General features: G+C 45.4%; 8 protein-coding genes. 4 read left to right on the top strand and 4 right to left on the bottom strand.

The annotated features are described in order from the left end of the window. Positions 1–10 precede the first annotated feature (10 nt). The gene (locus KME12_15810; GenBank protein MBW4489255.1) at positions 11–2,164 is read right to left on the bottom strand and encodes an argonaute PAZ domain-containing protein; all 2,154 of its coding nucleotides are present in this window, start codon (positions 2,162–2,164) and stop codon (positions 11–13) included. A 519-nt stretch (positions 2,165–2,683) separates the two neighbouring features. Here KME12_15810 and ubiG point away from each other — a divergent pair. Beyond that, complete coding sequence (gene ubiG / locus KME12_15805) at positions 2,684–3,442, top strand: bifunctional 2-polyprenyl-6-hydroxyphenol methylase/3-demethylubiquinol 3-O-methyltransferase UbiG (GenBank protein MBW4489254.1); 759 nt, start codon at positions 2,684–2,686, stop codon at positions 3,440–3,442. 139 nt (positions 3,443–3,581) lie between these two features. Beyond that, the gene (locus KME12_15800) at positions 3,582–4,559 is read left to right on the top strand and encodes a D-glycerate dehydrogenase (GenBank protein ID MBW4489253.1); all 978 of its coding nucleotides are present in this window, start codon (positions 3,582–3,584) and stop codon (positions 4,557–4,559) included. Positions 4,560–4,565: 6 nt separating this feature from the next. Here KME12_15800 and KME12_15795 read toward each other — a convergent pair whose 3' ends face one another. Beyond that, a complete protein-coding gene (locus tag KME12_15795) occupies positions 4,566–5,063 on the bottom strand; it encodes a pentapeptide repeat-containing protein (protein MBW4489252.1) in 498 nt (165 codons plus the stop codon). 128 nt (positions 5,064–5,191) lie between these two features. On the opposite strand from KME12_15795, the gene KME12_15790 reads away from it, so the two are divergent. Beyond that, positions 5,192–5,575 (top strand): Spx/MgsR family RNA polymerase-binding regulatory protein, encoded by a 384-nt coding sequence (locus KME12_15790; protein ID MBW4489251.1) that lies wholly within the window; start codon positions 5,192–5,194, stop codon positions 5,573–5,575. A gap of 84 nt (positions 5,576–5,659) precedes the next feature. On the opposite strand, the gene KME12_15785 is transcribed toward KME12_15790, so the two are convergent. Both KME12_15785 and KME12_15780 read right to left on the bottom strand, forming a co-directional pair. Further along, positions 5,660–6,229 (bottom strand): DUF308 domain-containing protein, encoded by a 570-nt coding sequence (locus KME12_15785; GenBank protein MBW4489250.1) that lies wholly within the window; start codon positions 6,227–6,229, stop codon positions 5,660–5,662. Positions 6,230–6,348: 119 nt separating this feature from the next. Beyond that, positions 6,349–7,875 carry a GAF domain-containing protein gene (locus KME12_15780; GenBank protein MBW4489249.1) on the bottom strand — a complete coding sequence of 509 codons (1,527 nt, stop codon included), beginning with the start codon at positions 7,873–7,875 and terminating at the stop codon, positions 6,349–6,351. Between the two features lie 410 nt (positions 7,876–8,285). Between KME12_15780 and KME12_15775 the strand changes: the two genes are divergently transcribed. Further along, entirely contained in the window at positions 8,286–14,354 is a 6,069-nt protein-coding gene (locus KME12_15775; GenBank protein ID MBW4489248.1) for an AAA family ATPase, read from the top strand. Positions 14,355–14,392: the final 38 nt, after the last annotated feature.

Raw genomic sequence — 14,392 nt, 5'->3', positions numbered from 1 at the left:
TCTCCATCTTTTATGCAGCAAAGATTTTCTTTCGATCCACTCCATGAAGAATTCCAAGTTGTCCTAATCGCTGCACTTCTTTAATCATTTTATCTGCATAATGAAGAGGCATAGGTAAACGGCTAGCAAACAAACCGCTTGCTGGATGAAATTGGCTAAGGCGGAAAACTTGCTCTGCTAGAAGAGCTAAAGAAGTATCACCATGAACTTTAACAACTTCTAATGGACGGGCACTACCCCCAGCCTTTGCCTGAGAGGTAATTAACCGAAAGATTTTGCCTTGTTGGATAGAGACACCCACACCTAGAGGAGCATCTACATAGCCTGACTCGTTACTTAGGTCTGCAATTCTCCCGGCTCCAGATTTATGAACTTCCAGTAGATCGACAGCGATTCCTTCCGATTCTAGCTCTCTAATCGTCAAATCAAACTCATTATCTCGAACTAAACCATCTCGGAGCAGCAAAATTCTACGTGGGTGCCTCTGAGCTTCGTCTCTAAATCGCTCAATGATGTTGAGAGTTGCTTGCCAAATTGCTTCTCCAGAAAAACGCTCTCCAACTTGAGCCTCTGGTATTTCCCAACCTAAACTTTGACCATCACCAAGCACAGCAAATGCACTTGTGCCATAAAATAACTTTCGATTTGTACCAGCATCAAAACCAATAGCAATATCAGCAACTTGGTCGCGGTCTGGCATCTTTACTCCTACAGGTTGCCAGCCTGCCTTTACCAACAATCCAAGAGTAATATTAGTCGCTCTATACTTTTCATTACTCTTTTCAGGACGAGGCATAGGAAGCATAAATTGGAGAGCGATTCCTGCCTGCAAAGCTTCTCGCCGGAGACGAATTTTTACCCCATCAGTTAGCCAAGGACTTACTACTAGAACAGTTAGAATTCCTCTAGCAGCAAAATCTGACCAAAACCGTCTTCGCGCTAAATCCGTGTCTGGATATTCTTCTCTACACTGAGGTTCCTCCAAGTAGAGCGCGTTGAAGTGGCTAGCATTAGCGGTAGATATAAGCTGTGTGCGGATGAGGCTTGGCCAGGATCGTGAACCACTTAGGTCAAGACATCCAAACTTACTTTCACCTGTACGCAAACATCCCCTTTTGATTACTTCTTGAGGCTTCGATACAGTACCTGTTCGTGTAATGAGCGGTTCAGCTTCAAAACGAAAGCCTGACAACTTTTGAGGCGAAGGTTGAGAATCATCAATTCGATAAAGCTTCTGAATAATCCACTTTGCGACCTTACCACCTTGCTCCAGTCGCTCAGCGATCGGCTTGCGAATATTCCTAAATACTTCTTTTGCTTCTGGTTGATCCTGTTCAACAAGATAGCTCAAAATTTCCATTGAGATACTAGGCCTAAGCCGACGCGAAAGGTGAGCAATCTCCTGATCAGACTGTCTTGCGTTAGCTCTTTTCACGTATATCACTAAGGAACTATCAACTTCCTCCGTACTTGCGCCTTTTTGCCTATGATACTCACCAACACTGATATTTAGATTAGGAATCAAGACTGAGTTTGGTTGCTCCTGGCTAACCCGTTGGAATAACCATGAATTATCGTCATAAGTGTTGCGTACATAATCAATAGGAACATCACGATATTGCTCTAACCACTCATGCAGTAGCCAGGGCGTATAAAAGCGATGGTGGTTATCTATTTCGAGATAAAGGCAACCTTCATGGCTAATAGCAACATCTAGCTGAACACCACTGTGAACCTCCCATCCTCTTCCACAGTTCTCAGCCTTTTTCTCATTCCACCAAATAAAACCCCCACCAGGAGCTTTGTCAAGCCTATGGCCTGGAGCCTTACGTAGTTCTCTCTCCAACCAACGTCGTGAGAGTTGTTCTAAGGCTAAGCGCTCTTGATAATTCCCAGGGTTTAATTTTTCTTGTCCAATTATCTCTAGACTCCAGCCATCCCCCTTTAAGCGTTCGGGAGCAATTTCTTCAGAAGTAACTATCCTACTCTCTAGCCTTGCACCAGGTACTCGAATATTCCACAAAATTCTGCTTGTCGCCTTATAAATCTCTTCCGGTTCAGGGGACTGTTCGAATCTATAGTTATAAGACCAAACGTCTCGATCAGCGTGGCTTAGTTCCCGAACAAGAAAACGATTAATACAAACATCTGCTGGCTGCGGCATAAGAGGTTAAGAGAACTGAACAAGTATTAAGTTGATTGAAATTACTTAAACTAGCTTAAAACCCTACATATGGGGTCTGCTTGTTTTGTTTTACACTATATATCATCATTCTCAAAAACGGCAATGTAATCTCAATTAAACCTCTAATGAGCTAGATCGCACCTTCTAAATAGAGCGATCGCCCATCGTCTAATAACCCTTTAATAACGAGGTAAATTCATCTGTTACATCCCTCCGTTGTTCTCCCCTTACAAGGCAAACGCATTTTGATCACTGCCCCGCGTAGTTATGCGGCTCGGTTATCACAAGCTTTGATTGCTGAAGGGGCATTGCCGATTTTGATGCCTGCGATCGCGACTGGCCATCTGGAGAACTTCACAGAGCTAGGCAACAGACTTTAGCTCCTTTGCTGAGTTTGCTGAAGCGATCGCCAAATTTTTTACTGACCAAGCGTCAGAAAAGTGCAGTAACGGCGACCTGCCATTCATGTAGGCGGTTAAGAATTCAGTTGACAGAGCCATGCAAAAACCTAATGATTTGGCATTTTATGACCTGAGCGCAGACCAGTGGTGGAGCGAAACAGCTAAGATCTATGCGCTTCACCATCTGAACGCCCCTCGCTTTGAGTATTTCGATCGCCATATTGATAATTGGCAAGGCTTAAGCGTGTTGGATGTGGGGTGTGGAGGTGGCTTTTCTTGTGAGTTTCTAGCTCGACGAGGCGCGATCGCCTCAGGAATTGACCAATCTCGTAACTGCATTGCTAAAGCTCAGGAACATGCCCTTAGCAACCAACTGGCGATCGCTTATCAACACGGTTACGCCGAAGCGCTACCTTATCTGGATAATGCTTTTGATGTGGTCGTCTGTGTGGATGTATTGGAGCATGTGGATGATTTGAAGCAAACCATTGCAGAGATTCATCGGGTACTGAAACCCGGTGGCACCTTCTGTTTCGACACCATCAACCGCACATTGAAGTCAAAGCTGATCATGATTTGGCTGCTAGAAAACATTTTGCGAGAAATCCCAGCAGGCATTCATGATTGGCAAAAATTTATCCAACCCCCAGAACTGATTGCTTTGATGCGATCGCACGGGTTTGAGGAGATGGAGATCAAAGGATTCAATATTTTTGGAGCAACAGTGCTAAATAATTTAGCCGCCTATTGGCACTACCGCCAAACCAAAGGCTTCCAGATCAGCATTAATGAGGATACATCGGTGATGTACATTGGCAAAGCCAAAAAGGCGATCGCTACTTACTTTAACTCATGAGTTGCAATCGCCCTCTGCCTAAGGATCTCTATACTTATTTGTCAATTCCAATCGATCCGAAAAAGAGACGCGAAGATAGATATAGGCAGTTGCCAATCTTGCATGATTGAGCCTGCACATAGTATGGAAGGGCTAAATTATGTCTCAATTTAAAGTTTTTATTACTCGTCGTCTCCCTACAACCCTAGAAAAGCTAGAAGCGATCGCTGAGATTGAGGTTTGGCCAGAGCGACAGCCACCCGCTTATGAAGTGTTGCGAGAGAAAGTACAGGCGATCGATGGGCTACTATGTCTCCTAACCGATCAAATTGATCAAGCTTTAATCGCAGCCAATCCTGAGTTAAAAGTAATTAGCCAGATGGCGGTAGGTTTCGACAACATTGATATTACTGCTGCCACCGCTCGCAAAATCCCCGTGGGCCATACCCCAGGAGTGCTGACTGATGCCACCGCAGATCTCACCTGGGCCTTGTTAATGGCAGCAGCCCGACGAGTGGTGGAGGGCGATCGCTTTACTCGCCAAGGAAAATGGCAAACTTGGGAACCAGATTTACTGTTGGGGCCCAATGTTTCCGGTGCAACGTTAGGAATTGTGGGGTTTGGCCGCATTGGGCAAGCAATGGCCCGACGAGCCAAAGGGTTTGAGATGCGGATTCTCTACACAGATCTCCATCGGACTACGCCTGAGCTAGAGCAGGATCTAGGAGCAGAATTTGTCTCCTTTGAACAACTCTTACAGCAATCGGATTTCATCACAATTCATACGGTACTTTCTGCCGAAACTCATCATCTGTTTAGCGATCGCCAATTTGAGCAAATGCAACGATCAGCGATTTTAATTAATACTGCCCGTGGGCCAATTGTAGACCCAGCAGCATTGTACCGGGCGCTGAGTGGAAGGCAGATTGCGGGGGCAGCGCTGGATGTCACCGACCCAGAACCGATCTCCGCCGATAGTCCTTTACTTAACCTAGACAACCTCATCATCACGCCGCACATTGGCAGCGCTAGCGTACAAACTCGGAAGCAAATGGCAGATATCGCGATCGCTAACTTGGTAGCAGGTCTCAAGGGCGATCGCCTGAGTCACTGTGTTAATCCTGAAGTGTACCGTTAGAAGTGTTTAAGAACACTCCAAAGACTCGCGAGTGTCTACTCCGGTAACTGGGTTAGTGCCACTAGCAGACTTGCAGAGTTCCAAGAGTTGGTCGCGATCGAGGACGGCAAAGCTAAAGTCAGCACCCGTGATCTTGGCACCCCGGAAGCTGGTTTTGAGCAGCATTGCCGAAGTAAGCACCGCATCGCTCAGGTCAACGCCAGAGAAATTGCTGAGATAAGCAATACCATTGCTAAAGTCAACTCCATGAAAGTTGGCATCTTTCACAACCGAGCCATTGAAAACCGCACCTTCCAAGTTAGCATTGCTAAAATTGGCTTCTATCAACTTGGTATTGCTAAATTCTGCCTTCGCTAAATCTTGGCCCGAAAAGTCTTTAACAGCCGCATTTACATCGTCGTAAGCTCGGATGGCGGCGGAGCTAGCAGCTTGGGCAGGTCGCGGCACCGTCACGAGGAGCAGTAGACAAATCAAAATTCCTAGGAGAGGCCGAAGTACACGCATGTCAGTCAAAGGGTTCAGTCGCTTACCGTTAATAAACTTAACATTTGATCTGCGACCCGCGATCGCTTAAATAAGTTTTTAGGCAGAAGCCTCAATGAGTTTTTAGGGCAGAAACTAAATCAAGCAGCATGATTAAAGTCTACGGAATTCCCACTTGTACCACTTGCAAAAAGGCTTTTAAGTGGCTCAATGACAACGGAGCTGACTACGAGTTCATCAACACCAAAGACTATCCTCCAACTCGTGCCACTATTCAGGAGTGGGTAGCTCGTCTAGGAGCCAAACCCCTACGTAATACCTCTGGTCAATCGTACCGGGCTCTGGGTGAGGAGAAGAGCAACTGGAGTGATGAGCAATGGATTGAGGCGTTTGCTCAAGATGCCATGCTACTAAAACGCCCTCTTTTCATCAAAGATGGTACAGCAGTCTTAGTAGGCTTCAAAGATAAAGAAGAGGCAATTCGAGAAAAATTATCCCTTCAAACCTATCCCCCAGACATTCTTCCCCAATAGAGAAAGGAAGCAAAAGTTAAAGCCCCTCGCCGCGTCGGAGAGGGGTTGGGGAGAGGTCTACAAAGACTTCAAAGGAGACAGATGTTAAGCAGAGGCAGCTTGGTCAGTATGATCTGGGGCAGAGCGTGCATTTAGAGACAGCATGACACGAGAAGCGCCTGTGAAGAGAACGCTAACTCCCACCAAAGTGCCGATTAACCAAGGGGCATTTAAGGGCCACTGGAAGAAGATCATGGCACCCAAAAGTAGGGTAACGATGCCATTAGTCAGTGCCCAAGTCCAGTTCTGTTGGGGACGCAGACGGAACGCCAAAATTAGCTCAAATGAACCTTCAGCGAGTAAGAAGCTGCCCAACAACAGGGTTAGAGTCAAGACACCCGTTAAAGGGTTGACAAACAGCATTACGCCTGTGGCGATGTAAAGGGCACTCAGCAAGAGTTTCCAAACGAAACCGCCTTGGTCACGACTTTGAAAGGCGTAAGCCACTTTAGTAGCACCCGCAGAAACCAGGATTAGCGCAATCCAAGTTTCAGCCACAACAGTAGAAATCCGAGGTAAAGCGATCGCGGCAATTCCTAAAACAATCAGAAAGATACCAGTCCAGAGAGAGCCATTAATCTCTTTCTTAACTTCAGGAGAAACATTGGTTGTCATATAAATTTTTTCCCTAAGCTTGAATGGGTTCTATGCCAAGGCTAGGGAATTTACAGACAAGTTTACACAGCCTTAAGATAGACCCTGGTTTTCGGCCTCAAAACTCAGTAACCCAAGTGCTACACCACGCCCGATTTCTGGCTTCTCGCTCCTATCTCCCTCCGAATATGTAGGTTAGGTTTTATCTGATCTATCTCCTTGTGGGGAATCTCAATCCAAAACTCTGTACCCTTTCCAGGCTCCGAAAAACACTCCAGTTGCCCCCCATGTTTTTCCACAACCACGTGATAGCTAATTGACAACCCTAGACCCACACCTTTCCCTGTAGGTTTTGTCGTAAAAAAGGGATTAAAGATTTGGTCAATTACATCTTTAGGAATGCCCAAGCCGTTATCAGCAATTTTGATCCGAATGGCAGTTTCTCCGCCACGCTTCCAATCAACGACTTCAGTCCGAATGGTGATTGTGGGGGGCTGCTTCGCTAAATCTACCGTTGAGCGGTCTTGACTGGCCTGCTCCAAGGCATGAACGGCATTTGTAAGCACATTCATAAAGACTTGGTTCAGTGGTCCGCCATAGCATTCCACAATCGGCAAGTCACCGTATTCTTTCACGACTCGGATCGAGGCAGATTGGGTTTGGAGGCGATGCTGCAAAATCAGGAGGGTGTCGTCTAGCCCTTGATGAATATTAACCAGCTCCTTCTGATTGCGGTCTTTACCCGAAAAGTTTTGGAGCGATCGCACAATTTGATGAATCCGACTTGTGCCAACTTCAATCGAGCCCAGCACTTTTTTCAAATCTTTCACAATGAAGTCAGCATCCAGCGCTTCAATGCGGCTTTGGCCCTCTGGGTCTAGTTGTGGAAAACGCTCTTGGTAGATTGACACTAGCTCTAGCAAATCTGTAGCGTAGCGGCGGACATGAGGCAGATTGCAATGAATAAACGTCACAGGGTTATTAATTTCATGGGCAACGCCTGCAACTAACTGCCCCAAACCCGACATTTTTTCCGCCTGAACCAGTTGGGTTTGGGTTTGGCGCAATTCCTGCAACGTTTGATTTAAGTGCTGGTTGCTACGATGCAAAGCCTTAACAGTGCTCTCTAGCTCCATAGAAGTTTGCTGCACTTTGGCTAGATTAATGCGCAGCTCTAGTTGATTAATGACTTGTCGTCCCAAAGCTTTCAGAGCCTGCATTTGCTCTTCGCTCAGGTAGCGAGGCACGCGATCGATCACACACAAAGTACCTAAGGCATGACCATCCGGTGAAACTAACGGGGTTCCTGCATAAAACCGAATTTGCGGATCAGCCGTGACCAGAGGATTGGTTGCAAAGCGTTCATCCTCTAGCGCATTGGGTACCACAAACAATTGGTCAGGTTGCAGAATGGTATGGGTGCAAAACGCAACTTCTCTAGGAGTCTCAGTAGCCGTCACACCCAATTTAGACTTAAACCACTGACGATGGGCATCGACCAGGCTCACCAAAGCTATCGGGGTACCACAAATATAAGCAGCCAGAGCCGTTAAATCGTCAAATGCCTCTTCTGGAGGGGTATCGAGAATCTGATAACGGTGCAGCGCGTCCAACCGATCGCTCTCGTTAATTGGTAAAGGGTAGGACTCTATGTTCAGCTCTGACATGCGTCATGTTACGAATTGTGTAGATGCTAATGTATCTTAAGGAACATCAATTTGGCATCTGCCTTTAGATAGTACCTAGACAGTAATTCAACCCTCTCAAGTAACCATTTAAATAATTTAGACAACCAATCAGAGGCGATCGCACCTCATTTCAGCTTCACTCATGACTGTAGCGACTTGAGGTGGTGATTAAACTCAGCCATCTTAAGCAAAAAACTCACCTTCCTGCCCAGAATTCTTAAGAAGTTTGGCGGCTCTACCAAATCATTCTCTTCCCAGCGTCCCTTGCGTCATTATTGATCTTATCCAGACCTTTTGCTGATTAATCCGGATAGGAGTAAAGACCCTGCCTAAACTCGTCAAGAGCTCTAATTTGCAAGAAGTCTATTGCAGGTGCAGGTGAAGCAACTATGACTATTGCGGGCTACAAAATTCTAGAAGTGATTTATGAGGGGACTAACACCATCATTTATCGCGCTGCTAAGCCGTTAGATCCAGACTCAGTGATTATCAAGGCTTTGAAAGCTGAGTATCCTTCTGTAGAGGAGTTGACCCAGCTCAGGCATGAGTTTCAAATCCTACAATCTTTAGAGATCAACGGCATTATTAAGCCAATCGCGCTGGAGAACTACCACAACGGCTTAGCTTTGGTTTTGCCAGATTTCGCTGGCACGTCCCTAACAGAATTTTTTGCTGGCCAACCTCTAGAGTTGAGTCAGTTTTTACGGATTGGCGTGCAACTAGCCGAAATTTTAGCTCAACTGCACCAACACCATATTTTGCACAAAGACATTAAGCCGCAAAATATCTTGGTTCGTCCCGACACGGGGCAAATCAAAATCATTGACTTTAGCATTGCCTCTCGTCTCTCTAGAGAGAATCAAACGATCAGCCATCCCAACTTGCTAGAGGGCAGCCTTGCCTATATGTCACCAGAGCAGACGGGAAGAATGAATCGCGCGATCGACTACCGAGCAGACTTCTATTCTTTGGGAGTTACCTTCTACGAACTGCTGACAGGGCAACTGCCTTACCAAACGACAGACCCGCTAGAGCTGATTCACTGCCATCTCGCCAAAACTCCTCCATCTCCTACCCAAATCAATTCAGCCATTCCAGCTACCCTCTCCCACATAGTGATGAAGTTGCTGGCAAAGACGGCGGAGGAGCGTTACCAAAGTGCTTTGGGACTTAAGGCAGATTTAGAAACTTGTCAGCAGATGTGGCAATCTGGTGAAATTATCTCTTTCCAGGTCGGAAAACTCGACTCCTTTAGCCAATTCACTATTCGCCAGAAGCTGTATGGGCGCGAATCGGAAGTGCGTTTACTCATGGATGCTTTTGGTCGGGTAGCTGGTACCTCAGGCGATCGCGCCAGCCTGGGTAGAACAGAGATGATCTTAGTCAGCGGATACTCCGGGATTGGCAAATCTTCTTTGATCAACGAAGTGCATAAACCGATCGCGGAACAGCGGGGATACTTTATCTCCGGGAAGTTTGATCAATTCAAGCGCAATATTCCCTATGCTTCTTTAATTCAGGCATTTCAAGACCTGATCCAGCAAATTCTGACAGAGAGTGTTGAGAAAATAGAGGTTTGGCAAACTAAGCTTTTGGAAGCTCTTGGCACGAACGGCCAGGTGATTATTGACGTAATCCCAGATGTCAAGCGGCTGATCGGCCCACAGCCTGTCGTTGCCCAACTTAACTCCTCGGAATTCCAAAATCGTTTCAATCGGGTGTTTAAACAATTCATCCGAGTTTTCAGTCAGGTGGAACATCCACTCGTTCTTTTTCTCGATGACTTGCAGTGGGCAGATCTCTCATCTTTGAAACTAATTGAACTGTTGGTCAGCGATCCAGAGAGCCAGCATCTATTGCTAATAGGTGCGTATCGAGATAATGAGATCAGCGCCGCGCATCCTTTGACAGATACCTTAAAGCAAATTCAACAAGCTGGAGCCATTGTTCACCACATTACCCTCCAGCCCCTGAGTCTGTTACAGGTCAATCAATTAGTGGCTGATACGTTACGAGCTGACTCTGCCCAAGTGACACCGCTAGCAGAGTTAATTTGGCAAAAAACTCAAGGGAATCCTTTTTTCTTAACTCAACTCTTGAAGTCATTACATCAAGAAGAGCTTCTGAACTTTAATTTCCAGCAAAATTGTTGGCAATGGGACATTAATGTTTTGCAAAAAGTTGAAATTACAGAAAATGTCGTTGAGCTGATGATCGCTCAAATCCAGAAGCTATCAGAAAAGACTCAGCAAGTTTTGAAGTTAGCTGCCTGTATCGGTGATAAATTCTCCTTGGATATTTTAGCGATCGCCAACCAAAAATCTGAGATAGAAACAGCACAAGACTTATGGCCAGCTCTAGAAGCAAACTTAGTCTTTCCGCTCAACGAATTTTATAAATTTCCTTTGGTTTACGGTTTTGACACTCCAAATCTTTTGGATGCCCCAGATTCAATTGTCTATAAATTTTTACATGACCGAGTACAGCAAGCTGCTTATTCTCTAATTCCAAGTTCTCAAAAAAAGCAAACTCACTTCAAAATCGGTCAATCACTACTACAAAAAACACCCCCTAAAAAGCGAGAAGAAAACATCTTTGCTTTAGTGAATCAACTTAACTATGGTGCTAATTTACTTAGTTCAGAGGTAGAAAAATATGAACTCGCAGAACTAAATCTTATAGCAGGGCAAAAAGCGAAAATATCAACTGCTTACGGCGCGGCTGTCCGTTACATCAAAGTTGGTTTAATTCTTTTAACAGATTCTAGCTGGAAAGATCAATACAATCTAACTTTAGCGTTGCATCAAGAAGCTGTAGAAGTCTCATTTCTGAGTGGTGACTTTGAGCAGATGGAGCAACTAGCTGCTGTCGTACTTCAGCAAGCGCAAACACAACTAGATAAAATAAAAATCTATGAGCTACGCATCAAGTCTTGTGAAATCCAACGAAAATTGCTTGAAGCAGTCAAATTAGGTTTACAAGCTTTAGCCATACTAGGGGTTAACCTGCTAGAATCGCCTAGCTCTCTAGATGTGCAGCAAGCGATCGCTCAGGTAAACGACGATTTAGCAGCAATAGACGTAGAAGATTTAATTCATCTGTCGCCCATGATAGACACGAATAAACTAGCGGCGTTGCGGCTCATTAGTAGTTTAATTCCTGCGGCCTATCAATCTTCACCCGCTCTGTTTATTCTAATGGCTTGCCAAGAAGTCCAACTATCCATTCAGCATGGAAATACACTTTTTTCGGCGGCTGGATTCGCAGATTATGGAATCGTTTTTAGTGGATTACTCCAAGATATTGATACCGCGTACAAATTTGGACAACTCGCTTTAAATCTGTTGGAATCTCTCGATGCTCGTGAGGTAAGGGGGCAAACTTTATTTAAGGTTTCGACCTTCATTACTCATTGGAAGCATCATATTAGAGAAACCTTACCCCTATTAGAGAATGCTTACTTCAGTAGTCTAGAAAGTGGGGATTTAGCACATGCGGGTTATTCAGCTAGCCATAAGTGCCAGTATCTTTATTGGAGTGGTTTGGAGCTAAAAAACTTAGAGCCAGAAATGGCGAGATACAGTGAGGCGATCGCTCAGATCAATCAAGAAACCGCCCTAAAGTGGCAACAGGTATTTCATCAGACTGTTCTAAACTTAATGGGATTTGCTGAGCGCCCTTGTTACCTAGTAGGAGATGCCTACAACGAAGAGCAGTGTTTATCGTTTCATATTCAACTGAATGAACGCACCACAGTTCACTACGTATTTCTCAACAAATTGATTTTGTGTTACCTCTTTGAAGAGTTCTCTCAAGCTGTCGAGTATGCTGCGGAAGCAAAACAATATTTAGATGGAGTGAGAGGCTGGTTTTCTATGCCAGTCTTCTACTTTTATGATTCTTTAGCCCACCTATCTATCTATCTCTCCACTCCACAGACACAACAAGAACTCATCTTAAACCAAGTTCGGCAGAATCAAGAGAAACTTCGATACTGGGCCGATCATGCCCCAACGAACTTTCAGCACAAATATGAGCTAGTAGAGGCAGAGCGATCGCGAGTTCTAGGGCAGATCGCTGAGGCTAGGGAATTCTATGATCAGGCGATTATCGGTGCTAAAGCTCAAGGATATTTGCAAGAAGAAGCTCTAGCGAACGAACGAGCCGCAGAATTCTATTTTTCATTAGGTAGGAACAAGTTCGCTCAGGCATACTTAAGCGAGGCTTACTATGGCTATGTGCGCTGGGGAGCGATCGCCAAAGTTAAACATCTAGAAGCAAAATATCCAGAGATTTTCTCTCGGAGCCAGCAACGAGAAAGCTTTAATCGTGGCAAACCAACTCATCGATCCACCACGGGCAGTCATGCTCAAACGCTAGATTTAGCGACTATCTTCAAAGCCTCTCAAATCTTATCAAGCGAGATTGTCTTAACTCGGCTGCTAGAGAAGCTGATGCAGATTGTGATGGAAAATGCTGGGGCAGAAATAGGATTGCTGCTGCTAGGGCAGGTAGGAAAGCTAGAAGTTGCCGCCTTTAGTAGCACTATCAGGGATGTCCTAGCGTGGCAGTCTGAGCTTACAACAGCGATCGAAGATCGAACCACCCAGTATCCCTATCCCACCTCACTGATCAATTATGTGGCTAGAACCCATGAACCTCTCGTCTTGAACGATGCAGGCCATGAGGGATCTTTTACATTAGATGCGTACATCAGAAAATATCGACCGAAGTCGGTTCTATGCACACCAATTTTGCACCAAGGTAAGCTGACCGGAATCCTCTATTTAGAAAACAACCTAACAATTGGAGCTTTTACTTCAGAACGCTTAGAAGTTCTGCAATTACTTTCTGCTCAAGCCGCAATTTCTATTGAAAATGCTTGCCTTTATGCTGACTTAGAAGAAGTGAATCGCACCTTGGAAGCGAAGGTAGAAGAACGAACACTCAACTTGCAGCAAGAGATCCAAGAAAGGCAACGGGCCGAAGAAAGCGCTGAAGCTGCCAGTCGAGCCAAAAGTGAGTTTTTAGCCAACATGAGTCATGAACTCCGTACTCCTCTCAATGGTATTTTGGGATACACTCAAATCCTCAAAAAGGATAAAACTTTAACCGACCCTCAAAGGAACGGTTTAAATGTAGTTCATCAGTGTGGCGAGCATCTTCTGATGTTGATTAGTGATGTGCTTGACCTCTCTAAAATCGAAGCTCAAAAAATGGAGCTTCAGTTGAATCACATTCAGTTTCCAGAGTTTCTGGAGGGAATTGTCAAAATCTGTCGTGTCCGAGCTGAGCAAAAAGGCATTTCACTGACTTACAAGACCCTTTCCTCTCTACCCCAACTAGTGCTAGTCGATGAGAAGCGATTGCGACAGGTGCTACTCAACTTATTAGGAAATGCGGTCAAATTCACCGGAAAGGGTGGGGTAACTTTCACAGTTGGCTATCCCCCCAACTTTCCATCCTCATCTCTGAGCCATGATCCAAAAGACACAAATATCAATCAGTTTCGGTTTCAAGTAGAGGATACAGGGATTGGCGTTACCCAAGAACATCTCCAAGAGATTTTTCTGCCCTTTCGGCAGGTCAGTGAGCAGCATCGACAGATAGAAGGTACGGGTCTAGGGCTTTCAATTAGTCGTCAACTGATGCAACTGATGGGAAGTGACATCCAGGTGCAGAGTAGACCCGGACAAGGAAGTACTTTCTGGTTTGATCTCGCTCTGGATGAAGCTGATTGCGGCCCTGAAGCCAGCTATAAAGATCGCCGGATTTGTGGCTTCAATGGCGATCGCCGGAAAATCATGGTCATAGATGACAAGGAAGATAATCGCTCAGTTTTGCTCAACCTGCTCCAGCCTCTAGGATTTGAAGTAGTAGCAGCGATCAACGGTCGAGAGGGATTGCAACAAGCGCTACAATTTCAGCCAGATGTGATTTTTATGGATTTAGTGATGCCTGGAATGGATGGATTTGAGGCTACTCGTCGCATCCGCCAAATTCCTGCCCTACAACAAACCATAATCATTGCGACCTCCGCTAGTATCTTTGAGATGGATCGCCAGCAGAGCCAGGAAGTTGGCTGCAACGATTTTTTACCCAAGCCGATCCGTGAGACAGAGCTATTAGAGTGCTTGAGCCATCATCTCCAACTAGAATGGATTTATGAACAAACGGAGAGTGCCCCTCACCTCCGGGAAGCTCCATCAACACCGCTATCCTCTTTTGAAACAGCCAACATCCCCTCAACTTTGATAGCGCCTCCGCCCGATGAAATTGCGGTTTTATTGCACTTAGCCATGATGGGCGATCTCAAAAAACTGACCGAGAGGATTGCTGAACTAGAAATGCTAGATGCACGATGGTTGCCTTTTGCCAGCCATCTGCATCAATTGGCGAAAGGATTTAGAATGCGACAAATTATCGAGTTCATTAAGCAATTTCAGCCGCCTGAATGAACCTTGCGAAATCAGCGTAGACTTAGAACCTATTGTGA

This window comes from Trichocoleus desertorum ATA4-8-CV12 (genome assembly GCA_019358975.1).
GTDB classification, from domain to species: Bacteria; Cyanobacteriota; Cyanobacteriia; order FACHB-46; family FACHB-46; genus Trichocoleus; species Trichocoleus desertorum_A.
This window is presented reverse-complemented; position numbering and strand designations above follow the sequence as displayed.